This is a genomic window from Lysinibacillus sp. RC79, assembly GCF_041262405.1.
In the GTDB taxonomy this organism is placed as follows: domain Bacteria; phylum Bacillota; class Bacilli; order Bacillales_A; family Planococcaceae; genus Lysinibacillus.
Genome location: NZ_JBGCCD010000032.1, coordinates 37,578 through 63,750, shown reverse-complemented (window position 1 = coordinate 63,750; position 26,173 = coordinate 37,578). Strand labels below are relative to the sequence as shown.

The window sequence follows — 26,173 nt, the reverse complement described above, 5'->3', positions numbered from 1 at the left end:
TACAGAATGGCAAATACCCGAAAGGGATATTGGCGTTCATCTAATAATCCAATCATAAATAGAGCCCTAAATAATAAATACTGGGAGAAACAAAATTTAAAAAGTCTCTCCCAAATCATTTTAAAACCATAAAACTTTTGAACCGCCGTATACGGAACCCTACGTACGGTGGTGGGAGAGGTCGACTAGTCAATTAATGGCTAGTCTCCTACTCGATTCTGTTGTGCGGTTGTTTTTATACTGGAAAAATTACCTTTCACATAGTGGAAGGTTTTTTATTTTGGAAAAGTAGGCGAGAACATTGGTGGAAACAATCAATAATTAGCTGCCGATTATATCAGCGCTTATTGGAGATCTTTAAATCATTTGGCGCATTACAAACAATCTAAATAAAACGCTATTTAGTTTAACAAATGATATAGACAGATTAAACCAACAACCAACATTTAAACGAAGTTGACGAGACTTCAAAGGAATCTGCACTAAGTATTAAATTATGAGAAACCAAAGGACGGTGATATGAGATGATTACAATTCGTAAAAAATTAGTACCTGATATACAAGCAAACAAGGTTACTTATGGTAAAGCTAACACAAGAAAATTTATCGTTGTTCATGAAACAGATAATACACGTTTAGGAGCCGATGCAGACGCACACGCACGTTTACAATACAACGGTAATAGTCGTTCAGCTTCCTGGCATTACACAGTTGATGATAAAGAGGCAGTGCAATCGTTTGAACATGCTTGGAGATGTTGGGCCGCAGGAAGTAACACAGGTAATAATGAAGGGATTCAAATAGAGGTTTGTGTTAATAGTGATGGAAACTATCAAAAAGCCATGCAGAACGCTGCAGAGTTAGTTGCTAAAGTTATGAAAGATGAAAATATCCCTATTCAAAATGTTGTTCAGCACAATCACTTTAGCGGTAAAAATTGCCCTCGAAATATGCGAGAGGGTAAAATTTTATGGTCAAAATTTATTACTATGGTTAAAAACGCAAGTGGCAATGCACAGCAACAAAAGCTAGCTATCGACAATAATAAGTACCGTGTACTTACTGGAACATACGGCACACGACAAGCGGCTGAAAATGTACTTGATGTATTAAAACATCGTTTCGGTTGGGTGGTATACATCGAGCCAGATGGAGCTAAATGGCGTATTAAAACAGGAACGTTTACTGGAATGGCTGTAGCGCAAGCAGGAGCAAATAAAATTAAAACAGCTAAGTTAGCTAAGGTTACAAATATAGTAGCTGAATAAACAGAAACGAATTATTAGAACAAACTTTTTAGTTGATAAGAATATTAATAATCAAAAAACCGAAATGGCCTCGTACAAGAAGGTTGAGGGGATAGATTTAAAAGAGACCATCTTTTCTGACGGCACCGTAAAAGTCAGACACAATATCTAATTTTTATGGGGTGTTTTTATGAGCAAATTTACATCAGATGAAAAAATAAGAATCGTTTCACGTTATATAAATGGACAAGAAAGTATCCATCATATTGATCGAGAAGAAGGGGTTTATAAACCAGAATTAAGGATTTGGATGCTTTATATGAACAACATGGCGTTGGATGTTGGTCGTTTTGTTCTATGCTATTTTACTTGCTAACGCAATCTTTTACACTGCTTCTCAACGTTAGGCTACGCCGCAGTATAAGATAACGCTATTTTTTGTTTAAAATAAGAAGGAAATCATTTCCTTTTCATAGAATATTGATATAGATGGAAGGTGGGGTTAGTTTGTCTCTGTTTGAAAATACATCTTTGAAGACATATTTATTATCATTAATCCTATTAATCAAAACCTATTTTTGTAAACTTTATATATAGCTGATTATCTCTCAAGTGATCAAGGGGCACTAACAAATGAGACAATACCGACACACCTTAAAAGTACTTGGTATACACAAGACATTCTCGCAAAGGAAACCTTTAAGATAATGTAGTAATCGGGAGTTTTTTGGAATTATGGAATCTGAATTGCTTTTCTACAGCTTTACTAACTTGATCTATAATGATTAGGAGGAAAACAATTTGAAAAAAATAGTTTCATTATTAGTAATGGCCACAATTATTCTTTTTTCAACTCCAGATGTTTTTGCCTCAAACCCGGTTGAACCTTATGGATTGAAGCTACCAGGTGAAAGTTTTACACCTGGAGAGTGGTTTCTAGGAGATACTCCACCTAATGTTGATCCGAATAAACCACCTATTGTTTTCGTTCAAGGGAAAAACGGTAACGCTACAAGTTGGTATGGTAATACAGAATATCATGGTCTTAATGACATGTATACAAAAGCTTATGAAGCAGGGTATCGAACTGTATTTGTTCAGTTATACGATGCGGCAGGGAACGGTTCTTATAGTCAATACGATAATGGAAAATTATTAGCCTCTATGTTAAAAGAAATCAGTCAACATTTTAACGGAAAAAAATTAAATATAGTTGCCCATAGCAAGGGTGGGCCCGATACCCAAGCAGCATTAGTTCTTAATAATGCTCATTCGTACGTTGGTAGGGTGTTTACTTTAGGTTCCCCTCATTATGGATCAGAGTTAGCTGATCTTGCATATAGCTGGTGGGCAGGTTGGCTAGCTACATTACTCGGTCAAAAAGATGATGGAACTTATTCACTTCAAGTTGGGGAAATGGAACACTTTCGCTCACTAATAGACAATCACCCCAACGTAAGTAAGAACAACTATTATACAATTGCTGGCACTAATACAGGACCATTTCTATCTGCACTCTGGATGGGTGGTCTATATCTTTCCGATCCAAATGATGGATTAGTCAAAGAGGTGAGCACTAAATTATCTTACGGAACACATTTATTTACCGATACCTCACTTGACCATGACCGTATTCGCATGGGATCTGCGGTATTTTCTAGATTGGAACAGTATCTACAGTCTGCTTCTACTGATCGTATCATTGCAAACAAAGAATACTTTTCTCAATCCGATATGTTTCAAGATTTGGATGTTTCTCATTATTTTTATGGAGGAAAGTTACAATCGTCAAATGATGTGACACATTCTTTTTATGTGGAGACCTCACTTGATAATGTTAAACTGTGGACAGGATTAACTAGTGATAAGATAGAGTTGGTATCTCCTTCAGGGAAAAAATATACCAACCAGACAATCGAATCATTGGAGGAAGCCTCCTTCTTTAATGGCGTAGTACCTCATACATTTACTGACGTTATTTCTGAGAAAGGGGAATGGAAGGTAAATATAAGCACGCAGGCAGGAGATAATGCGTATTTACTGGCAGTTCAACATGGGGGTCCATCTTTGATTAAGGTGAGCATTCCGACAGTAGCATTTGAAACGAAAAATATCATCACAGTGCAAGCGAATCAACAATTACAAAAACTTACTTTCGATGTACGAGTACTAGATCCAACAGGTAAAGACATTGCTTCTTCTCTACAAATGCAAAAGGTTAATGAACAAAACTTTATGGTAAATTTTCCAGAGAATATAGAGTCTGGTGTATATAATATAACTTTAAATATTTCCGGTGAAACGTTACAAGGTGAGCCATATAATAGGACCATTGTTCGTTCTAAGTATATAAAATAGACATATAAAATAATTAGAAAAAGACCTTGAAAACATATATCTTTAGCGACGGTTGGTTTTCGAATTGATAATCATATAGTTATAAAAGATATTAAAGAGGTAATAAGTCACCTATTTAAATAAAAGATATGAAAATACCATGTTTGCATTCAGCATGGTATTTTTACTGTTAATAATTTATAAAGTGAAATGGAATACACAGATAAGATTCTTTAGTATAGAAAATATTGGATGATTGTATCAGCACTAACAATAGGAATGGCTGCCTTCACGCCACATCAAGCTGAGGCAACAACAGCAAAAACAACCAACGAAATAACTGTTAAAGCTGAGCAACAAATTAAAGGAACGATTAAAAGCGTTTACGGAGATAGCATTTGGCTAGTCAGAACCGATAAAGCAGAAGCCTATTCTCTACTGATCCATGAGTGATAATTTCCATCGTATTTTCAATGAAATACGCTGAGGAAAATAACATTGAGATGTCGAAGCCTTTGAAGAGGTGGCTTTCTCTGCAACTTTAAAACGAGAAGCCTTTCAAATGATGTTTACGAAGCTCTCAGAGCGTTTGGATATTGATTACATACTTGTGATTGTGCAACATTGGATAGACCATCTAGGGTGGAATTTACGCAATTAAAAGAGGCTTTGAACATCAAGACAAGGCTTTATTCGAAAACAGAAGACAATAACTACGAAAACAATCATTTTAAGTTGTTTTTCATCATGATGCAGACTTTTGGAGCATTAATACGGTCGAGAGGTTGCAAGGTGCCAGAAAAAGAAAACAAGTATATTACTTGTAAAACAATTTATAACTGTATATAGACAAAATTAACTTTTAGTACTATAATAAAAGTAATTTAATTCAATGATCGATCTAAAGGAAGAACCTTTAACGTTTAGGCAACTAACGTTTAAGGTTCTTTTTTTATTTTAAGGGGGATACCTATTTTGGAAAATAAAAAATTTAAAGTTGTAGGAGTTCAAATGATTCCCAAAAATAAAGTTGGGAGATGGCCTATTGTTCAACAAATCGCAGATAAGGAAATTCAACATTCATATCGTTTATTCGAAAAACTTGTGCGTCCAGTAGATAAAGATTTTGAGGAAAATCTAAGATATGAAGAGAGTAAAAGTAAATCAACAAGGAAATTCATGATAGTTGGATTAATGGATTTAGAACCTAAAGGTGATGTTTCAGGAAAGATTATATTTAATCCCAGCCTTTATTTAAGCATGGATGTGATGGGCGAATTAAAGTCTCTAGTCAGAACGGTTCATTAAGTGATTATTAATGCAAAAACCTAAAATGTATTTTGTCATTTCATCTCGAAGTTACATCTGGTTAAGGCGAAGTGTCCTATTTGTTAAGGTAATTATATTAATAGCAGCGTTATGCCTTCTAATAAGTACCAAACAAAGTTATCTTGTTATTACACTATTCTTATTCGTTGGTTTCTTTATTCTTAAATTGATTCCAATGCCACATCAGGATTCCATTGAGGTTTATTTTGACCACTTAATCTATAAAACTAAAATAAAAGAAGTGGAATTATACTTTAATCAAATTTCATTTATTGATCAAGATGTTGTAGAAGGGCATAAAGGTGATTCTTACTATAAAGTATAGAATTTTTAGATGATACGATGGCATCCATACTGTATATAGAGGGAAGCGGTTATTCATATGAGGGACTAGTAGCACTGTGTAATCGAATCTTCTCAGTTAATCAAGAGTTTTCAACTATAAGAAACACCACTGAGAGTATTTTCAATCTTGATTATGATAAGCAAGAATTTATTTAAGACAAGGAGATTCCCATTTGAAAGATTGGATTTCTTTAATAGAAATGACGAATATCAAAAGTGGCTTATCTGATGGTAGAAACATTCAAAGAGAATGGGGATTCCATGTTAATAATGATTTGTTATATCAGGATTTAAAGAAGTGATTACTGAAGAAGGGTGAATTTGATTTATCTCTATAAATATATATGTACATTATTATAATTTTTATCCCTTTCGTTGATACGAAGGGGTTTTTGTATATTTGCGCATTTGTACAGTAATAAAATATTGCACATAAATTATATTCAACTTTTGCTCCCAGAGAAACAAGATAAACGGTCTTAAGTATTACCTTTGACGCTATCTTAATATATATTAGACTGTAAATCTTCATTTTTTATTATTAAAGTAAACGTGTAGATTTGCGAGATGAGAAGGTTTGTATGAAGAAAAAAGTGTAGTTAAGCTTGGAAAGCCTATAAATAATAGGTTTTCTGAGCTTTTTAGATTCGATGAGACCAATTTTGATCTATTAATTTATAATTTGTTTTCTAACGAAATTTTCTTTGGTTTATATATATGTTAAAAATGTTTTATGGGTCTTTACACGTTTAGTAATAAAAAATATGAAAATATATACAATCAATAGGATAAATGGTAGAATAACAGAGTTGTAAAAGGAGGTAAATTGATTGAATATACTAAAGAAATGGTTTGTTGCAGTTTTTGTACTCATGATGCTATTTAGCATTCAGCATCAAGTAGCAGATGCGGCTGATTATCGAACAGTGAAGGTTGTAAGTGGCACCAACTTGGTTGTGAGAGAGTCGCCGAATGATACATCTGCTTCCATTGGTAATCTAGCTAAGGATGAATTTGTGATAGAGTTTTCTTCCTCAGATGGTTGGTCTCACATACAAACAGGTGATGTAAAGGGATATGTTTCTTCCTCTTTTTTAAGTGTTCCACCTGCGACGATTAAAATTGCAAATTCTAAAAGTGGTCTCGTTGTGAAATCTAAGCCATCTCCTTCAGCACCAACATTAGCTACATTAAAGTATAATATGATTGTTGAAGACTATGGATCAGTAGGAAATGGTTGGTCATTTGTGCAATATGGTAATGTGGTAGGCTATGTTAAATCCGATTTTATTGGGAAGACTAAAACAACGACAAAGTACGTTAATACAGGTAGTGGGGTTATCGTTCGAAATATTGCCAGTCAATCGGGAGCTTCAGTAGGTTCATTAAGTAATGGTACACAGGTAACTGTACATTCTACATTAGTAGGTTGGTCTTATGTGACTGCTGGTAATATTAAAGGATACGTAGTAGATGCATTTTTATCCGCAAAGAAGCCTGTTGTGCCTTTCAATAATATTAACTTTAAATTGACTATTCGTGATGTAGAGAAAAATGAAAAATCAAAGCTTATACAAAAACAACAGGATGGTAGAAATACTTATTTAGTCTATGGAACGACAAAATATGGCTTTTCAGCACAGTTGATATACTTTTTTACTGGTGGGCAATTAGATATGATTAGCTATGATTTCCTTCCTGAACAAGATAGTTATCACACATGGGCTCAAATGTCTTCTTTACATGACCGTCTACATAGGCAAGGGGTAGCAGAATTCGGTAATGATTACCGATTTACCTATACAGAATATAGCCATTTATATTCAAGATGGGAAAAGAATGATTACACTGCTTTGATCTCTGTGAATGATGACAAACTTTATACAACAGCAAGATTAATATATTATCGTAAATAAAATTTCGCTCTACCAGCGATGATTGAGTGGGAATTATATAGCAAATAGAAAAGCTTGAAGAGCGTCTTTTGGTAGTTGGGGGCTTCCCTCAGCCTACAGTGGAGATTTATGCTAATCTTCATTTGAATTTTAATCCTAGAAGCAAATTACTACTGTAATCAATGTTAACTGGGGATTAGCCCTAGTGATTTAAATAATTCAGAGTTTAATTAGTAAGAAAAGTGTATGCGTATATTTCAGCATGCACTTTTGTTTATTTATAGATGATCTGACAGTTTTTAAGTATCTACCTGTATCAATAGAGTTTTGTGAGCAAAAATTCTTCACCGGAGCAAAGAAGTATTTAAATTTTTTGCCCACTAACAATGGGTTTTCTTTTTACACTAGTATTACAATATCTACAATGCTGTAATGTTCCTATTTTAACGAGTGTCCTTCCATTTTTAATGGTAAAATGGTAATATTATCTTAAATTAGAAATTTAACTTTATCTTAAAACGAATTTTAAGGGGATCCAATACTTTGATAATTAGGCACAATATAGCATCTCTGAATACAAATAATAGATTAACACAAACTAAGAAAAAGGCTGATAGTGTATTAGAAAAGCTTTCTTCTGGATATAAAATAAATCGTGCTGGTGATGATGCTGCCGGTTTAGCAATTTCTGAGAAAATGCGTGGGCAAATTCGTGGTTTAAATATGGCAGGTAAAAATATTCAGGATGGTATTTCATTAATCGAAACAGCTGAAAGTGGCTTAGGAAGTATTCAAGATCCTAACTTACTTAGATTGAGAGAATTAGCTATCCAAGCCGCTAATGACACATTAACCGATTTGGACCGTCAACAAATTCAACAGGAAGTTGAGCAGATTAAAAGTGGTATTGACGCAATTGCAAATAATACAGAGTTTAATGGTATTAAATTACTAAATAACAATAGTAGTAGTGAGATTAAAAGTGGTACTACAGAATCAAATATAATTTGGAAAACAATTCAAACAGGAGCACATGGGAATTTTCAAAGTATTATAGCGAGTTCAGATAAGTTAATAGCTGTTTCAAGCCAAGGAGAAATTGCAATGTCTACTGATGGAGAAAATTGGACGGTTACTAATTTACCATCGCCTTTAAGCTTACTTGATGCTTATTGGGATGGTAATAAATTTTTCGCCGTTGGTTCAAGGCAAACAGTCATTTATTCGACAGATGGTATGAATTGGGATTATGGCATAACAGGGGGATCACATTATTTTTACAGTATTAATGAGAAAAACGGAATATACATGGCTAGTGGTAATGCAGGTATTGCCTATTCGAATGATGGTACTACATGGACTTATCAAGATCCAAATTTAAATCAGGCAACTTCCGAGATTTCCAAAAATAATAATGAATTTATTTGGTTAAAAGGTACTAATTTTATAAGGACTTCTACAGATGGGGTAAATTGGACAGATAAACCTTATTTACCAACACATATTAATAGTATTTCATGGAATGGAAGTATTCATGTTGCTGTAGGAGCAAATGGAGCGATCATAACGTCTTCAGATCTATCCAATTGGGATTCGCAAATTTCTAATACACCTAATAATATAAATGAGGTAGTATTTGATGGAAGTAAATTTGTTGCTACAGCTGAAGATACAGTTCTTTATTCTTATAATGGTACAGATTGGAAATCGTCAACTACTACACCTGGAATGATTTTAGATACTGTAAGTTTTAATGATCAATTTATATCTGTCGGTCATAATGGAAAGATATTTGTTGGTGCAAAAGATATTGATTCATCCCAATTTGAAAATTCTAATAATAAAGAAATACAACTACAGGTTGGCGCAAATTCTAATTAAAATATGCGAATAGAATTGTCTGATGTTCGAGCTTCTGCTCTAGGTCTTGATAAAATTGATTTATCAACTCAAAAAGGTGCTAATGATGCAATTTCTATAATTGATAAAGCTATCGCCATAGTTTCAAAAGAGCGAAGTAAATATGGTGCATATCAAAATCGTCTCGAACATGCCAATCAATCGGTTATGAATACATCTGAAAATCTTCAATCTGCTGAATCGCGTATCCGTGACACTGATATGGCTAAAGAAATAATGATATTCACAAAAAATAATATTTTATTACAAGCTACTCAATCAATGTTGGCTCAATCAAATAAACAACCGGAAGGAATCCTGCAACTTCTTCAGTGAGTTACTATAAATAGATATATTTTTTAAAAGTGCTAGTCCGAAGCTTAATGTTATTGATAGTATCCAATGTAGGATTAAATAACCGTGCTTAGTAATTTAAAGTTCTTTCATAAAAGCCATTCTTACGTTGGATTACATACCTTATATCATGCATTAAAACCAATCCCGATAAGCATTTACCTTTATCGGGATTAAAATTTGTTTTTTATTTAGGCTGTTTTCTCAAAGATTGTTACTATTAAAACATAAAGACAGATTAAATCTACAAAATGTGAGAGAATGAACTCTGCCTTTTTGGTTTGATATTTCGTAAACCGAAATTTTAAATAAAGGTAACTTATCTGTTCGTGGTCAAGCACCTGAAGGGGAGAGGAAGGTATAGCCAAAATTTCAACATTCCTTTTCCAGTAACCTGTCATGTACAGGCTTTTTTTATGCATTTTATTTCAAGTCCCTCATCTAATTAATTTGTAATTTTCAACCAATGCAGAAACATCAAATAAATTCAAATTTTCCAGAAAAGAAAATCTTTATTTAAACAATTTATTTCAACTAGTAAAACAATTTAAAATATTTTATATTGAAAGTTAATTCTATATCAACCACTAAAAACCTTCCTTTTCAGTGGTTGATAAAATGAGTATAATAGAGATTGAATAAGTTAATTAATATTATACAAAATAAGGTAATTAATAATTTTTATGTAATTTATAAAAACTAATGGGATATGAGATTGTTTTAGGGAAATTTCTTAAAAGAGTCTGTTTCCTCTTATATTAATATTTATTTAGTGTTTTTTCGGATAACGAAAGAGTATGAGGAAAAGATAATTTTTTCTAAAAAAAGAGAGGTATGACTTCCTTGCAATTTCAAATGAATTAGCGATAGGTATAAATTTGACTGATCCTAAAACGATTTATCCAGAACAAGTTCTTACAAAGATTTTAATACAAGGATATTTCATTGCAGATAATCTGTATAAATAGGAAAAAACTCATTCATTTATTTTTCATCTTTTATCAAAAGAAGTTAAATGTTTGGTTTATTGCAACCGTCATAGTGATTTATAAGTAATAAAGCGATGTTCCTAATACTAGTTGATTTTATCCGTTTTCTCTCTATACTTGATTTTTATTTAATTTTTCTGAAATATTCACACGTTTATAATAATAAAGCTTTAAGTTAATGAACTATCTAGAGTGTATTCCAACTCAATAACGAAATACATGATAATGGGGTGTCCCAGGTGAATGAAGAATCGATAATAAGAATAAATCACTTTCAAGATGAAAAACGAATACAAGAAATAAAAATGCTAACTAAAGAGAAGAAAAGAAAAGACTATGAAGGGGAATTTAACTTATTTAAGAAATGGTGTTCACTAAATCACTACGCAATTGACTTCTTTGGGGCTGAAAAATATTTATTACATGAAGTTGAAGTTAAAGGTGTTCGATTAAATACAATGAATCGGAAAGTAGCTGCACTCCGCTTCTATTTAGCTGAAATTCAAGGACATATTGAGTCAGAAGTATTTAGCGAGTCCGTTCAGGCTATGCGTGATTTGTATAATTTTGAACCTTATCTAGAAAAAAAGGGAATCAATCCTGTTACTTTTGCAATGCAGAAAGAAGAAGCCTTATCTCTAATTGAAAAGTTCAATACTGATAAACCTGAGGATATCCGCATTTATGCAATTTGTTTAGTTAATCTAATCACTGCAAATAGACCTTCTGAAATGATACGACTACGTTTGAAAGATTTTGATTTTTCCAGGAGGGAAGTTGCTGTAAAGTTAATTAAGCAAAAAATATTACATCGGAAGCGGTTAACAGTGGAAGCGTTATTTGCTGTTCAACGGTATATATCTAGCTTTAAGTTGGCTCCTGATGATTACTTTGTTGGCAAATTGGATAAGTGGGGAAATTATAGTTCTATTCAAATAAACGCTAATACTTACCGCCAAAACATAAAGAAATGGATAAATGTTGCGCCTTATACGTTAAGGAAAACACAAATCACCAGTATGCACCGTAATAAGGCAGATTTAGCAACCATCGCTAGGCAGAGTGGCCATAAGTCTGTTCAAACAATTTCAGAGCATTATATCAAATTAGACTCTACAGATTTGGATGATTATATTTAAATAGTTATTAAATACTTCTATTTTCATTATTTAAAGATTTACCTTGAATATCAATAATAAATAAAATATACTTTAATATGTATTTGGTTCAATACTCTTTTATTGGAAACGAATGTAAAAAAACAAAACAACTAACACAATTCGGAAGTACCGAATAAGTGCACTTATGTGCGTTTATTTGGTACTTCTTTTTTTGTTTAAAAGAAAGAAAGGTGTTTTAAATGGCAAAAAAAATAACAGGAAGTAAAGTATTCAAAGGGATAGCAATTCCTGCATTAGTAGTAACATCAGTAGTACCAGCGGTTTCGGGAGTTCCGACAGCTCATGCGGCAAGTGGTAAGTGGCAAGGTGATGGGTATTACCTTAACTATATGACGGTTAGTGATACAGAAATTAAATTCACTAATATTACCGTGTCATCTTTAACAGGGGCTTATAGTGTTAAAATTCCAGAAGAGATAAATGGTTACAAGGTTGTGGATTTTGATGCAAGCGCATTTGAGACTTTGAGTAATCAGGCACAGTATAATCGAGATGGTGTTTATCCAAAAGATTATTTGTCTGAGGTACTAGTACCAAATCCAGACATCAAAATGAGTGGGTTTATCAACTATGATAGAAACTTTAAACCCGTAAAGTATAAAACAACACTTGACTCAGGGATAGATGTTTACTATGCGTATCAATACAGTGGTGTAATAGACAATAGTCTTAACAATATGGCATTATGGTCGGATTATTCAGCGAAACCTATAACTGTAGATAAATTCGTGATTCCTGAAAAGGTTTTTGGGATGCAAACAAGGTATCTTGCTGAGTTTAAAGGTATGACGATTGGTGAGTTAGTGTTACCTACAACATTCTATACAGCCGTACCAGACGCGTTTACTAAAAATACCATCGTGAACAAATTGGATACACGAAACCTTACTAGTCCCGGACCGTTTCGTGCCAATTTCATCAACTTTGGTGGGGCGGGCAGTGAATTGATTTTGGGGCAGAACGTGCTAAATAATAAGTACGGTTATTACCCATCAACACCTTCGACATTTACAGGTACAATAGATAAACTGGAGTTTGCTGATGATGTAACGGATATTAAAAATGCCTTTTTTGAGGGTGGAACAACCGTAAAGAATATTGAGTTTAATGAAGGTTTAAAGAGCATTAGGACTAAAGCATTCAAGGGCGTAAAAGGATTAGAAGCCTTGAATTTACCTAGCACCCTAACAACGATTGACGCTGACGCATTCAATGGGGTAAAAGGTCTAAAAGAGTTGATAATTCCTAGTTCTGTAACATCTATTGGTGCGAATGCATTTTCAAACATGGGTACTTTCAATCAATTGGTACTACCAAAGGCGTTAATTTCTGTTGATGTCAACGCCTTTAACACGAATACATGGTTTAACGAGGTCGTTGTATTAAATAAATACTTAAAGTATCCTACGGGTAGTTTACCATTTGGAATTACAACAACGGGTGTAATCTTAGGTCATGTTGGGTCTACAACTGAGACTGCTTACATGGGCAAAGGGTTTATACCTTTAGAAGAAAATTTAAAAGAGCCAACTATTACATCTAGCTTGATAGCTGGTGAATCTTATAAAGGTGAAGTAACACCTATATTCACTGTACAATATGCTGATAAGGTTACATACACACTTGACGGAAATCCATACGATGGAAGTAGCAAAATTACAGGTGGCGGTCAGCATACGCTTGAAGTCGTAGCATCAAACGAGTTATTCACTACAAAGAGATTATACTCATTCAACATTGCCGTAAATAACGAACCGATAGTCATTGGTTCTATACCGGATAAAAAGATTAAAAATGGTGACATTTTAACGGTAGACTTAACTAAATTATTCAGCGACCCAGACGGTGACAAACTGTCATTTGAAGCGACGACATCAGATGACCACACGTCAGAAGTTTGGGTAAATGCGAAAGGTGAATTGAAGTTCACGTCTAAAGTCAAAGATTCTTATGAAGTATCTGTAAAAGCGACAGATGGAACGAATTACTCTGAACCAATTACGTTCATGGTTGATGTTGAGGATGCGGTAGTCACACCACCGGTTAACCCTAAACCACCTGTGATTGAAGATAACGGACAGGTAGGCGTAGGCGACCTTGAGAAATCATTCAGCGAAGTCATTAATGTCTCTATGATTGGTCTGAACAAGGAAAAAGTAATCAATTTGGGTGGTTTAATCAACATCTTGAATTTAGACAATCCAACCGTTACACTTAGCAACACAAACAGTGAAGCTGTTTCATACGAATTTAATCCAGACGATAAAACGATTAAACTGAAAAACCAAAAAGAAGGTTTCAGTAACATTCAAGTCGTTGCGCAAAGCGGTATGTCTAAGGTTGTTATTCTTCTTATGGTAGATTCGTATGATAGTGCAAATTGGGGACTAAACTATATCGGAAATGGTCCTGTAGTCTTTCCCGGTGCGGGTGTTCTAAATCCTGTGGGACACGCAACGCTCACGCAGGGGGAGTCGTTCGAGCACGTCGACGGCACAAAAGCCTATAAAATCAAAATTATGAACAATGCACCCTTCAACTCTTGTAACGTTCACATTCTTGCTCAAGTTGAGACACTGTGACGAGGGGGTATTCTGGACGAAAGTTCTCATAATCTGGCCTACTGATCGACCGAAAGGGGTGAAGTAGAAATGACAAAAGTGAAGGTGTCGATCGTTCACGATAAAAGTGGTCGTATCGTTTCGATAGCGCAGCCATTAGAGGATGCGAAAGTGATAGTTCAAAGCGGAGACGGACAATCAGTTTTCGAAACGGAAGTTGAAAAAAACAGCATTCTCGAGTTGGTCAGTGGCAGCCAAATAGTAGATGTTGAAAAAAATCTATTGTCTAATAAAGGAAATCTAACTGTTATATTAATATCAATAAGTGAATTGCTTATTCCAGAAAAAGGCGCGGTTGCAGAATAAGGCTTATTAAAATGATCAAACTTTTTTGCAAAAAATTCCATACTTATCTAAAAGAGTAACTCCATTTTGAACAATCTTTATCGAAATGGAGTTTTTGAAGTTGCTGTAGATAAGAATTGAGGGGCATTTTGGGTAGAACGACGGATAGAAAAGGAGAAGCGACGGATGGGAAAGAAGGCGACGGAAAGGCCAGGTAGAACGATGGAAAGAAAAGGAGAAGCGACGGAAAGCACGAGCAGAACGACGGATGGGAAAGAAGGCGACGGAAAGGCTGGGTAGAACGACGGATAGAAAAGGAGAAGCGACGGAAAGCTCGAGCCAAACGACGGATGAAAAGGCGCAGGAAAAATCTCGCGCCGACCGATAGCTCATCCAGAACGACGGATAAAAAACGAGAAGTGACGGATAACCAAATCTATGGTAATTATAAAGAAAGTGTAAAGTCCAGAAAAAATGTCTTTTTACATAGTAAGGTTAGTACAGGAGGAAAACAGATGAAAGAAAAGCTATTACTGATTGAGGATGATACGGCGATAGGGCGTATAGTGAAGGATACGCTTGAGCAAGAGGGTTACCAAATTACTTGGGCAACAACAGGACTTGAAGGGTTAGCGGATTTTCAAGCAGATACGTTCGATTTAGTGTTAGTCGATTGGATGTTACCGGAGATGAATGGTTTGACAGTTTGCCAAAATATTCGTTGGGAAAGTGATGTTCCTATTTTAATGATGAGTGCGCGTAAGGAAGAGGCAGATAAGGTTGAGGGCTTGCAGGGCGCTGACGATTATATAGCGAAACCATTTAGCTTAGAGGAGTTAAAGGCACGTGTAGCCTCACACTTACGTCGCTGGAAACGTTATACGAAAAAAGAAATAACAGAAGATGTAACATCCTTTATACACGGCTTAAAAATTGATTGGCAAAAGGAAACAGCGCGCCTTGATAATGAGGAGCTTACCTTGACACAAAAGGAATTTGCTCTGTTAAAACTACTTGCGAAAAATCCAAGCCAAACCTTTTCAAAAGAAGAGCTCTATCAGCATATTTGGCAACAGGCGAGTGTAGATGAAACACATACAGTCACAGTACATATAAAGGCGCTACGAGAAAAGCTAAAAGACCCAGTCAAATCACCGTATTATATACAAACAGTATGGGGTAAGGGTTACCGCTTTATCGGTGAACTATTATGAAGATTAAAACATGGTTACTCATCACTTTTTTCATCGTGATGGTTTTACCGATAACAGGTGCTTATAGCCTTTATGTGTGGATTAATGCCTATTATCAAGATAAAAACGTTGCTGAGTATTTCGAAAAATTAACAGAGCTCAATCAAGTAAAATCTATTCTCGAAAATCCTATGTACTATAGAAAAAATGCGGATATCAAAGATATTGAAGCACTAACGAATGATCATCTTGCAATTACACTTTATTCGAAATCAGGCTTGTTTTTGTATTCCTCAAATCCATTGAGATCGTTGTCGGTGATTGATTCTAAAGATACTATTTTTAAAGGTTTATATGAGCTAAAGCAAAATTACAATGCCTTTACTTATAAAGAACCTGTTTATCAAGATGGAGAATTGCTTGGGATTTATGAGATTCAATTAGTGCGAACGGATTGGGTAAAAGGTGTAGAAAGTCGTTCTTGGCTTGTATTAGCTAGCTCTATATTATTATTTCTCCTTATTTATTTTGCAGTTATGATGCTGCTTAACCGTAAATTAAATCGTCCGTTACATGAACTGATGCGGCAAATGCGTGCTTTTGCAAAGGGGGAGCATGTGGAATCGAATTTAGGAGCAAGAAAAGATGAAATTGGGGAACTTGCTCAAACCTTTCTTGCCATGCAAGACGAAATTGAAACTGCGCGAACTCATTTAAAAGCTGAACAACAGCAAAAGGAGCTAATGATTGCAAGTATTTCCCATGATTTAAAAACACCTCTTACAGCTATTCAAGCATATGCTGAGTCTTTACAAAGCAAGACGTTATCGGAAAAACAGCAAGAAGAGTATCGACAAATTATTTTAACAAAGTCTGAAACGATGAAGCATATGTTAGAGGATTTACTAATGTACACTTTACTGCAATCGACAAGCTATCATTTAGAACTTGTTGCAGTAGATGGGGCAGAGTATTTTGAAATGGCACTGTCTGATTATGAGCAACTATGCAAGGATCAAGGATTTATGCTTGAAGTTACTTTTGACATAGAGGGTATGTATGAAGTTCATCCGAAGCAGCTTCAACGGGTGATCGACAACTTAATGAGTAATGCTTGGCGCTATGGAGCAGTAGGTACAACGATAGGCTTAGCAGCCGTGAATGCTGGACAATGCCCTATAGAGTGCTTTGATTTTGTATCGCCAGCACTGAATAAGCAGAATGGAATGTATATCATTGTACAAAATAGCGGGCAAGGTGTAAAAAAAGAGGATATCGAGAAGCTATTCGAGCCCATGTACCAAGCTGATTCAGCACGAACTAAGGCTGGGGAGCGAGGCACTGGACTAGGATTAAATATTGCAAAACAAATAATAGAAAAACACGGTGGGACAGTAGAGCTTGTATCGAAAGAAGGCTATGGAACAGCTGTACTTTGCTGGTTGCCACCATTAAAAGGAGAGATTTCATAATGAATTGGAAAAAATCATTACGTGCAGCAGGTTTAGTTGCCGCACTAACATTTAGCTTAGTAGGTTGTAATACAGAAGGGTCATATTCACCACAGGAAATTATTGATCAAGCATTGCAAGAAACGAAAGAACCAATTACTTATTACGGTGAATACACAATGGACATGGGTGACATTGGTGGAAAAGCTCAAGTAAAGGAGTGGACTAAAGATGGTAAACGACGTATTGAGATGACAGCAGAAAATGGTGAGCATATCATCACAGTCAACAATGGCTCACAAGTTATTATGTATGATGTTGTAAAAAACACTGTTCATAAAATGGATATGAACGGAGATGGTTCAAATGGCTTCCCATCACCAAGAGATCAGGCAGAATCACTATTTAATCTAGTAAAGGATACGCATGATGTGAAAATTGCAGGAGAGGAGAAGATTGCTGGAAGAGATACGTATAAAGTTGTCGCGAAAGCTAAAAAAGATGATACTTTAATAGGTGATATAGAAGTATGGGTCGATAAAAAAACATGGGTAACGTTAAAAACAATAACAAATAGTGCTGGAAATAAAATGACATCAGAGTATACGAAACTGGATGACAGTGCAAAAATTGATGATGCACAATTTACAATTGATATTCCGAAGGATGCAAAAGTGGAAGAAATAAAAGTACCTCAATCTGAGTCAGTGACACTGGATACAGTAAAAGAACAGCTTGGCGAATTTTTAATGGTGCCAGAAGGAAATGGACTAACTTTGGAGGGTATTTCATTAGATAAAGGGATAGAAGATCGTTCAGAGTATACTTTTACTTATGCGAAGAATGGTCAGCCAGATATTTCAGTAACTGTTTTTAAAGCAAATAGTAATGCTAAGAAGGTAGAGTCTATTAAAGGTGAAAAAGAAATGGACATCCGAGGTCAAAAAGGTACTGTAATGGACGAGAATAAATTCCATTGTATTAACTGGCAGGAAAACGGCTATCAATATAGCATGTTTATTGTAGATTCTAAGCAAACAATCGAAGATCTTGTAGCCTATGCAAAACAAATGACCATCGTTAAATGAGGTGAATTGTAATGAAAAGAAATGAATTTATAAAATGTCTCGCATTGTTTTTATTTAGCACAGTTTTTTTATACGGTGTAGGTGAAACATATGGCGTTCCATGGCTACAATTTCATTTCTTAGGACAATACAATGGTGAAGGATTTTATTTTAGCTTTAGTTCTTTAACCCCTATACTTGGTGGCTTATTAATTGTTGCGTTATATGAAACGAAGATTAAGCGACTTATTTAATATAATGAGAAATTCCACTTTGAAAGAGTGGATTTTTTCTTTTTGTCTTGATTTATCTTCCAGTATGAATGCTATAATATGTAAAAACTGCTAGGGGGAGCTATGAATGGAACGAAAGATTGTAGAAACAGAATATTTTACTTTGCATACTTTAAGTGACGGTGTATTTGCTGCTATTGCTAAACCAGGACAAGGCGCTTGGAGTAATGCAGGAATAATTGATTTAGGTGACGAGCTTCTAATTTTTGATTCGCTAAGTACTCCTTCAGCGGGGGAAGAGTTAAGACGCCAAGCTGAAAGTTTAATTGGTAAGAAAGTAAAGTATTTGATTAACAGTCATTATCACGGGGATCACGTTTTTGGAAATCAAGTATTTTCAGATACAACGATTATTTCTACATATGTAACTGAGAAATTGTGCAAAGAAAAAAATAAGATTGAAGACTATGAGAAGGAAAAGCAGGACATGAATCAATACCTGCTTCAGCTAAAAAATCAAATCGATTCAACAGAGGACACCATTATAAAAGCGAGTTTAATCAACCAATATGAAGAAATGTCGAAGGTGTTGGATGACTTATATCAATTACAAATTGTGTTGCCGTCCTTGTTGTTTGAAGAAAAATTGACCATCACCGGTTCCGATAGAACTGTGGAATTATACTGTTTAGGCGGAGGACATTCACCGAGTGATACATTTATGTACCTACCTAAAGAAAAAATAGCTTTTATGGGTGATTTAGCGACTGAAGATTTACATGTACCAATCTATAATCCTGAAGAATTTTTGACGATATTACAGCGAGTTAAACAAATCGATATAAGTAAAATTGTACCTGGTCATGGTAACGTTGCAGATTTGACTTTATGCGATACGTTAATAGATTATTTATCTTTTATCACTCACCGCGCGAAAGAAGCTATTCAACACAAATTATCACTAGAAGATTTTATTTATGAATTTGATATACCTAATAAGTATAGTGAGTGGAAGGGAGTAAACGGTATTAAAGCTAACCTTACAACTATATATAAATACCTTCATCAACGCTAAAAAATCCACTTTTAATAACGTGGATTTTTTAGCGTTGATGAAATACGGACAATAAAATCTGATTAATGATGATTAGTATGGCAAATATAGTAGCTAATTGTGTTCGTCCTGTAGCATACAGAGCTATGACGGCTAAAGAGAATATCACAAATTCAAGCATAAAATGCAAAGTCCCATTCAATGGAAATGTTGCTTTAGGTGAACCGAACATGCTCCAAATAACTACGAACAAAGCGGGTGCTCCAATGCCAAGTAAAAGCTTGAAGAACATGCCTTTCCCAGTTTGTATACCCCAATATCCATAAGCCATTAACACACAAATTTCTAATAAAAAGCGAAGAACTAAATTCAACACCATAGTATCCCTCCTATAAAAATTGATTTTTGAAAAGGTAAACATCAACGCTTATAAAGTGAACAGAAATGCTGATAAAAACGTTCATCGCTGATAAAACATCGAACATAGCTGATAAAAGTGCAAAAATCGCTGATAAAACGCCGAACATCGCTGATAAAAGTACCGGAATCGCTGATAAAACTATCAAAACCGCCGATAAAATAGCAACGTCTAACTTAAGCTATTTGTTGTAAATGAGTTTTAGTAAAGGCTTCATCATATTTTAAACCATAGCCTAGTGCACGATCTAAGAATATATGGGCTAGCCAAATAATAGAGGCCATTAGTAGCGGTGTTGATACAGTGACAAAGCTTATAATCAAGAGAATGACCGGAACAACTAAACTATGACCAAGATTGTAAAAGAACGCGCCAACTTTAGTGTTTACAATGTAGCCTAACATGCTTATATCAGGTAGTAATAACAGCAATACAAAATATAGGAACGAAAATTCAAAATGCCAGTAGAAAAATACACTTCCTACAAATGCTAGTAAATATTCCAATGAGATAATATTACGTAGTTTCATGATGACCACTTCCTTCTTGTAATTTATTATACATATCCTCGATCAGGGAACCGATGACCAATTTATTTTCCGCGTATTTTCCTTCAGCTAATAATGTTTGAGTGAGCTGCAAGGATTGTAGTGCCTGCTGATAAAAAAATAACTGCTGCTCAATGTGGGTGATCTTTGTAGAGAAAAGCTGAGCTGTTTCTTGATTGCAAGAATCTGAAATGGGCTTTTGCTCTAGTGTAAGAAGCTGTTTGATTTCTTGTAATGTAAAGCCAACCTGTCTTAATACTAAAATAAATTTTATTGTATGTTCACAAATGACATCATACACGCGATAGCCATTGTCCTGTTTATTTGGATGTAGTAACCCTTCTTTTTCATAGTAACGTACGGTATCAGTAGATAAATTATACTTAGCTGCAAATTGTTTGATATGCATGTGAGCACCTCCTAAATTTATCCTAACATTGGAGTATGCTCCAAGGTCAATACAATTTTTTGAAATGAAGTGAAACGGTCATTTATTGACAGTCGTTTATAGTGTAAGAGGGGGAGGTGGACGGCATACTTGAAAAAATTATGGATGAACATGCAGAGCATTTATTGCGTCTCGCCTATTTTTACGTGAAAAATAGGCACGCAGCAGAAGATATCGTGCAGGAAGTTTTTATAAAATTTTCACAGCATGATTATGAGGAACGTGGACAGCTACGTGCTTATTTATCGAGATTAACGATAAATAAAAGCAAAGATTATTTAAAAAGCTGGCATTATAAAAAATTAATTTTACAAGAAAGAATATTTCCGGTGAAGGCTAACATACAGCGCGCTACACTGATTGAAGCGGAGGAAAGATCGTATATTGGGGCAGCTATATTAAAGCTTCCATTAACATATAGAGAGCCAATCATCCTTTACTATTATGAAGAAATGAAGATTGCCGAAATCGCACAAGTTCTAGGTATTGTAGAAAACACTGTGAAAACAAGGTTAAAAAGGGCAAGAGAAGCCTTAAAGTCTCATTTAAAGCAGGAAGAATGGGAGGTGCTTGGACATGAATGAATGGCAAAAGGAAATGATGAAAGTAGCAGGGGATATGGATGAGAGTAAAGAGCGTGTCAAAAAACGTGTCTTACAGCAGCAGGCTGTCAAAGCTAAAAAGCCCATTCGTTTCGCGCTTTTAACAGCAATTGTGACGTTTTGCTTAGTTGGATTTGTCATGGAACAGCTACTAAATAAGGAAACGAAACAATCGGCAAACATGTTTAACGATACACAGCTTACTCATTTTGAAAAAATCACACGTATCAATTGGGGCAAACAAGACGAGGAATTTTACTCAAAAGAGGCATTTGAACGCTATAAGAAGGTAGTTGCCATTTATTATTATGCGAAGTTACTTGGTCTTCATTATTCTGAGGCAGAGCTAGAAGCTGTGAGAAATGAGCATTATGACGAGCTTGTTAGGATACAACAAATACCTGAATATGCTGAGCTTTTTAAAGAAGAGGGAGTCGAAAAATATTTTAAGAAGTATTTGGAACCGTTGTTACCGATGTATGCAGCTAACAAAAAGCTTGATACCTTATATCAAGAAAAATATCCTACTTTCCCGAAAGGTATAGTACAACAATTAGCCACTCAAGATGCTCTCCGTTATTTTGATAAACATTATGCAGAGCAAGCAAAAACGTTTGAGGAACAAAATGGCATCAAGAATTATTATAGTAGCTCACATGGAATTATGTATATGGGAACAGTCATAAATGTAGAGGTAGAATCCAATGCTTTTCTATTTGTTGAAGGAGTTGTTCCGAAGGACTTAGAAAACCTTTCTCAAGAGCAAATCATGAAAAAGTACCCAAAAGCTACATGGTATCCGATTATGGATGATTTTTCCGTACATCAAGGAGATTATGTCAGTTTAGAATCAAATAGTAGCCAGTCAATTGATGAAAATGGAATTGTCACACACTACGGCGTATTAAACAATGTGGAAATTAGTGAACCAACTGTCACAGTTACTACTAAACTCAACATCCAAAATGAACAGGAAGTCACTCAATTCTTTCGACAAACAGTGTGGCAGCTTGCTGAACATATGGAAAGCCCTCCAGATTATTCATTTATGCTAGAGGGAGTTCGTGTAGATGTCTGGGTTAGTTACGGTCAATCACTTTATGTGTATAAAGAGGGTTACGGTATTGTACATCTTAGTCAAAAAAGATCAGAAGAGTTAAAGGCGATATTAGGTATTGAAGAATCTTAATAGCTTGTATGCATAAAGTAATTTATATTCATTCCATTTACGACAGTCAGCAAGTCTCTTTAAAGAAGAGACTTGTTTTTTATTTGCCTGGGACTTATAGTTTTTGTACTGTTATAAATATTTTCCATATAAAAAGAGTGATTTTTGAAGGTATATACATTTTTTTAGGATAAATGAATCACTTATTTTTATTTTGAGGTTAAATTTACTCATAAATTTGAAAATAAATGAGTCTGAGGAATTGTAATATTATGCGCATAAAGATAGTATTAAAGAAGTAGGGGTTAATATAAGGAGGGGCGGTATGAACACACAGGAGTTTGAAGAATTATGGATTACGCTAAATGAATTGTATAATGCGAATCGCTTTATAGAATATATAGAATTAAGTAGTGTCGCAATTGAAAGTGCTATTGCACTTGGTATGTATAAAAAAGCAATCCTGTTATTACGCTATAGCTGTGCAAGCTATTTTCAAACAGGTGATTTGCAAGTTTCCATTAGTGTGCTTGAGCAATATCGCGAATTAACCTTTCAATATGGTGATGATATCGATTTAATCCATCATTATATTTTAGCCGCCATTTATTGGGGGACATTGGGCCATTTAAAGAAATCTGGAGAGTTTATGATTAAGGGGCTAAAGATTGCTGAGCGTATTCAACATATAGATAGTATGGGGAAAATTTATAATAATTTGAGCGACTTAGAAAACTCTTTAGGGAACTATCAAAAAGCGAGGGATTTTGCATTAAAGAGCTTATACTATGCTAATTTCTTTGAGAAAAAGCATGAAAATCCTTATACAGGGATTATTTATTCAAAAATAAACTTAGCTGTTGCACAAATTTGGTTGGAGGAATTTGATGAGGCAGATGAATTATTGCAAGAACTGCTAACAATGATTCAGAAACCACCTTATTCCAAGGTACAATTGGAGGTTATAAATGCCTATGCTTTGCTTTGTGAAAAGCAGGGACGCATTGGCGAGGCCATTGATTTGTACCAAAAGTCGAAGCACTATGCCTTACAAAATAATGATTTATCTATGCTTCAAACTATCTATAATTCTTTGGTGAAGCTAATAGAAGAGCAAGGTAATAAAATTGTATTATGCTCGATACAAAAGGAGTATATTAACATTTTACTTGAAATACAAAAAGAGAATTATACTCATTTGTTATTTGAGATGGAGTATAATGACCAGAAGAAACAATTAGAAAAAACCTCTTTCATTGATCCATTAACGAATATATATAATCGACGCTATTTTGATGAGAATGCAGAGAAAATGGTAGAGAAAGCTTCAGTAGAAAATCAGCAATTAGCATTAATGATGATTGATTTAGATCATTTTAAAGAAATCAATGATACAAATGGTCATTTATTTGGTGATGATGCTTTAACGATTACTGCTACTAAATTAAAAGACTATTTTCAACAATTTGAGTCGATAGTTGCTCGTTTTGGCGGAGATGAGTTTATTGTTCTTAGTCAATTACAGGAAGGTGTATCTGTACAAATGATGGCGGAAAATCTCTATCAAACATTAAACTCTATGTCTTTAACAATCAATGATGAGACCGTTCAATTGGAATTTAGTATTGGCGTAAGTACAAACAATCAAGGCCAGATTACAGCGGTCGAAGAGTTGATCCATAATGCGGACACAGCACTGTATACGTCCAAGCGCAACGGTCGTAACCAAATCACGGTCTTTAATCAATATAGTGATGCGGGAAATAGTAAATAACCTAGTCAGATGTTGATACTGGAGAATATTAAAATGTAAGCGTTCTATTCAGCGAAATATTCTTAACTTCTTTCAGCGGGTGTCCAAACATCCGTTGAAATAGAGGAACTCAGTCTAAGAACGCCACGTCCTGTGGCAACGACTGAGTGACCAACATCATGCTGCTGTCGCTACGTTAGCACTACGCTTTCGCGCAAAAAACATCATGTTGGCCTAAAGCCTCCGGCGGATGTCACGGAATCGGAAAGGAGTTCTTTGTGCGTGCACAAAGCCGATTCCGGACGCAATTATGCCGAGGCATAATTGATTCAATCATAAAGGATCTGCTTCATTTCAACGAATAGACGTTGGAGTTTTGCAGATTCTTTTCTTTTAAAAATTTTTTTAATAAAATGAATCGGAAATGAAGTGGCATCCGTCAGTAGTTTAGAAAGAAGGTGGGACAACAAATGGATATCGAAAAAATTATTGCAGAGCACGGTGACTATTTACTAAAGGTTGCTTATTTATATGTGAAAAATGAAGCAACAGCTGAGGACATTGTGCAGGATGTGTTTATCGCCTTTTATCAAAAGCAGGAGCAATTTCGTCAAGAATCATCATTACGTACATATTTAGTGAAAATGACGGTCAATCGAAGCCATGATTATTTGCGTAGCTGGAAAAGTAAACGACTGACACTCTTTGAAAAAATAACAGGGCGTACGACAGCGGTCACGCCTGAAAAAGAATTTCTTGCGAAGTCCACAAAACGAGAGCTAGTAGAAGCTTTGTTTACATTATCTGTGGCATATAGGGAAGTACTGATTCTCTATTATTTTGAGGATATGACGACAGTGGAAATTGCACAGCTCGTATGTTGTCCAGAAGCAACAATACGTACAAGATTACAGCGTGCTAGAAAGCAACTTGCAACAGCAATCGGTGACTATGATTGGGAGGTGTTACGCCATGAATCAATTTAAAGAAGATGTGCTAAATGAACTTCGGGATGTAAAGCTTACAGATGAGAAAAAACAAGCAATTGCCCAAAAAGCTCGTAGTAAAACTAAACAAAGAAGAAGTAGTCCGTGGCAATATCGTGTGGTGCTTGCAACGTTTACGATTTTTGTCATTGGTTTTAGTTATTTATTATCACACAATAAAAATTCAGGAAGTCATCAGGCAGCTAGCTTACAGCAAGAAGCGGATACATGGAGTATATGGACATTTTTACAATACGATTTCGTTAAAGGTATATTGATTTTTAGTTTCATGGTGGGGATTTCTCTTATTATTAAACGTGTGTTAATCAAGAAAGGATATGGCCTACCGGTGTGCGTTGAGTGTGGGGAAACTTGGTCAGAGAAGCAAGCTCGAAAAATGTACCGAAAAAATGGACAACTCGAATGTCCTTATTGTGGAAAAAAACAATATCGTACAAAAAAATCTATGCAAATGAGTGGCATTTTAACGTTTCCGTTTCCTCTTATGGTTTTTATGCAATTTGTTTTTGTTAATATTACTATTGGGATGATTTTCTTTATAGCTGGTGTTTTTATTTATTATCGTCTATTAGCACCATATGTCTTTGATTTGCAAGAAGATGATCCTATCAATGATCCGCTTTGGTAATTTGTGAAGAGAAATTGCTAGTTTACTATAGCAATTTCTTTTTTTATACCAATATTTCAAAATAGATTGACAACAGTTTTTATTTGCTTTATCTTTGTGTTAACTTATTTACACATTGAGT

25 protein-coding genes are annotated in these 26,173 nt (G+C 34.9%); 22 read left to right on the top strand and 3 right to left on the bottom strand.

The features are described from left to right. Positions 1-524 precede the first annotated feature (524 nt). The 17 genes from ABH968_RS22450 to ABH968_RS22370 all read left to right on the top strand — a co-directional run bounded on the left by ABH968_RS22450 (position 525) and on the right by ABH968_RS22370 (position 19,501). Positions 525-1,268, top strand: a complete 744-nt coding sequence (locus ABH968_RS22450) for a peptidoglycan recognition protein family protein (RefSeq protein WP_370047608.1) — start codon at positions 525-527, stop codon at positions 1,266-1,268. A gap of 169 nt (positions 1,269-1,437) precedes the next feature. After that, positions 1,438-1,623 carry a hypothetical protein gene (locus tag ABH968_RS22445; protein WP_370047607.1) on the top strand — a complete coding sequence of 62 codons (186 nt, stop codon included), beginning with the start codon at positions 1,438-1,440 and terminating at the stop codon, positions 1,621-1,623. Between the two features lie 425 nt (positions 1,624-2,048). Then, positions 2,049-3,605, top strand: coding sequence for an esterase/lipase family protein (locus tag ABH968_RS22440; protein WP_370047605.1), 1,557 nt, complete (start codon positions 2,049-2,051; stop codon positions 3,603-3,605). 231 nt (positions 3,606-3,836) lie between these two features. Continuing rightward, complete coding sequence (locus ABH968_RS22435; RefSeq protein WP_370047603.1) at positions 3,837-4,037, top strand: hypothetical protein; 201 nt, start codon at positions 3,837-3,839, stop codon at positions 4,035-4,037. A gap of 522 nt (positions 4,038-4,559) precedes the next feature. Then, complete coding sequence (locus ABH968_RS22430; protein ID WP_370047602.1) at positions 4,560-4,892, top strand: hypothetical protein; 333 nt, start codon at positions 4,560-4,562, stop codon at positions 4,890-4,892. Positions 4,893-5,431: 539 nt separating this feature from the next. Then, on the top strand, positions 5,432-5,560 hold the full coding sequence (locus tag ABH968_RS22425; RefSeq protein WP_370047600.1) for a hypothetical protein: 129 nt from the start codon (positions 5,432-5,434) through the stop codon (positions 5,558-5,560). A 528-nt stretch (positions 5,561-6,088) separates the two neighbouring features. After that, positions 6,089-7,174, top strand: a complete 1,086-nt coding sequence (locus ABH968_RS22420) for an SH3 domain-containing protein (RefSeq protein WP_370047598.1) — start codon at positions 6,089-6,091, stop codon at positions 7,172-7,174. 522 nt (positions 7,175-7,696) lie between these two features. Next, a complete protein-coding gene (locus ABH968_RS22415) occupies positions 7,697-9,034 on the top strand; it encodes a flagellin N-terminal helical domain-containing protein (RefSeq protein ID WP_370047597.1) in 1,338 nt (445 codons plus the stop codon). Positions 9,035-9,049: 15 nt separating this feature from the next. Beyond that, positions 9,050-9,388, top strand: a complete 339-nt coding sequence (locus ABH968_RS22410) for a flagellin (protein WP_370047595.1) — start codon at positions 9,050-9,052, stop codon at positions 9,386-9,388. Positions 9,389-10,634: 1,246 nt separating this feature from the next. Next, entirely contained in the window at positions 10,635-11,534 is a 900-nt protein-coding gene (locus ABH968_RS22405; RefSeq protein WP_370047593.1) for a tyrosine-type recombinase/integrase, read from the top strand. Positions 11,535-11,755: 221 nt separating this feature from the next. Then, positions 11,756-14,158 (top strand): leucine-rich repeat domain-containing protein, encoded by a 2,403-nt coding sequence (locus tag ABH968_RS22400; RefSeq protein ID WP_370047591.1) that lies wholly within the window; start codon positions 11,756-11,758, stop codon positions 14,156-14,158. A gap of 69 nt (positions 14,159-14,227) precedes the next feature. Continuing rightward, the gene (locus tag ABH968_RS22395; RefSeq protein ID WP_370047589.1) at positions 14,228-14,503 is read left to right on the top strand and encodes a hypothetical protein; all 276 of its coding nucleotides are present in this window, start codon (positions 14,228-14,230) and stop codon (positions 14,501-14,503) included. Positions 14,504-14,997: 494 nt separating this feature from the next. Continuing rightward, positions 14,998-15,696: a response regulator transcription factor gene (locus ABH968_RS22390; RefSeq protein ID WP_370047587.1), complete on the top strand. Its 699-nt coding sequence runs from the start codon at positions 14,998-15,000 to the stop codon at positions 15,694-15,696. Further along, entirely contained in the window at positions 15,693-17,147 is a 1,455-nt protein-coding gene (locus ABH968_RS22385; protein ID WP_370047585.1) for a sensor histidine kinase, read from the top strand. Before ABH968_RS22390 ends, ABH968_RS22385 begins: the two co-directional genes overlap by 4 nt. Then, positions 17,147-18,214 (top strand): LolA family protein, encoded by a 1,068-nt coding sequence (locus ABH968_RS22380; protein ID WP_370047583.1) that lies wholly within the window; start codon positions 17,147-17,149, stop codon positions 18,212-18,214. The genes ABH968_RS22385 and ABH968_RS22380 overlap by 1 nt, the downstream gene beginning before the upstream one ends. A gap of 11 nt (positions 18,215-18,225) precedes the next feature. Then, positions 18,226-18,447, top strand: coding sequence for a hypothetical protein (locus ABH968_RS22375; protein ID WP_370047582.1), 222 nt, complete (start codon positions 18,226-18,228; stop codon positions 18,445-18,447). A 106-nt stretch (positions 18,448-18,553) separates the two neighbouring features. Continuing rightward, positions 18,554-19,501: an MBL fold metallo-hydrolase gene (locus ABH968_RS22370; RefSeq protein ID WP_370047580.1), complete on the top strand. Its 948-nt coding sequence runs from the start codon at positions 18,554-18,556 to the stop codon at positions 19,499-19,501. A 28-nt stretch (positions 19,502-19,529) separates the two neighbouring features. Here the strand turns inward: ABH968_RS22370 and ABH968_RS22365 are convergent, their stop codons facing one another. The 3 genes from ABH968_RS22365 to ABH968_RS22355 all read right to left on the bottom strand — a co-directional run bounded on the left by ABH968_RS22365 (position 19,530) and on the right by ABH968_RS22355 (position 20,855). After that, positions 19,530-19,859 carry a YrdB family protein gene (locus tag ABH968_RS22365; RefSeq protein ID WP_370047578.1) on the bottom strand — a complete coding sequence of 110 codons (330 nt, stop codon included), beginning with the start codon at positions 19,857-19,859 and terminating at the stop codon, positions 19,530-19,532. Between the two features lie 215 nt (positions 19,860-20,074). Beyond that, positions 20,075-20,428, bottom strand: coding sequence for a DUF4260 domain-containing protein (locus tag ABH968_RS22360; RefSeq protein WP_370047577.1), 354 nt, complete (start codon positions 20,426-20,428; stop codon positions 20,075-20,077). Further along, a complete protein-coding gene (locus ABH968_RS22355; RefSeq protein WP_370047575.1) occupies positions 20,415-20,855 on the bottom strand; it encodes a MerR family transcriptional regulator in 441 nt (146 codons plus the stop codon). Before ABH968_RS22355 ends, ABH968_RS22360 begins: the two co-directional genes overlap by 14 nt. A gap of 116 nt (positions 20,856-20,971) precedes the next feature. Between ABH968_RS22355 and ABH968_RS22350 the strand changes: the two genes are divergently transcribed. From ABH968_RS22350 to ABH968_RS22330, 5 genes are all read left to right on the top strand, one after another. Then, a complete protein-coding gene (locus tag ABH968_RS22350; RefSeq protein ID WP_370047574.1) occupies positions 20,972-21,478 on the top strand; it encodes a sigma-70 family RNA polymerase sigma factor in 507 nt (168 codons plus the stop codon). Next, positions 21,471-22,685: a hypothetical protein gene (locus tag ABH968_RS22345; RefSeq protein ID WP_370047572.1), complete on the top strand. Its 1,215-nt coding sequence runs from the start codon at positions 21,471-21,473 to the stop codon at positions 22,683-22,685. The genes ABH968_RS22350 and ABH968_RS22345 overlap by 8 nt, the downstream gene beginning before the upstream one ends. A gap of 304 nt (positions 22,686-22,989) precedes the next feature. Further along, positions 22,990-24,438, top strand: a complete 1,449-nt coding sequence (locus ABH968_RS22340; RefSeq protein WP_370047570.1) for a tetratricopeptide repeat-containing diguanylate cyclase — start codon at positions 22,990-22,992, stop codon at positions 24,436-24,438. Positions 24,439-24,887: 449 nt separating this feature from the next. Continuing rightward, positions 24,888-25,403: a sigma-70 family RNA polymerase sigma factor gene (locus ABH968_RS22335; RefSeq protein ID WP_049666144.1), complete on the top strand. Its 516-nt coding sequence runs from the start codon at positions 24,888-24,890 to the stop codon at positions 25,401-25,403. Then, entirely contained in the window at positions 25,390-26,052 is a 663-nt protein-coding gene (locus tag ABH968_RS22330) for a TIGR04104 family putative zinc finger protein (RefSeq protein ID WP_370047568.1), read from the top strand. The genes ABH968_RS22335 and ABH968_RS22330 overlap by 14 nt, the downstream gene beginning before the upstream one ends. Positions 26,053-26,173 lie beyond the last annotated feature (121 nt).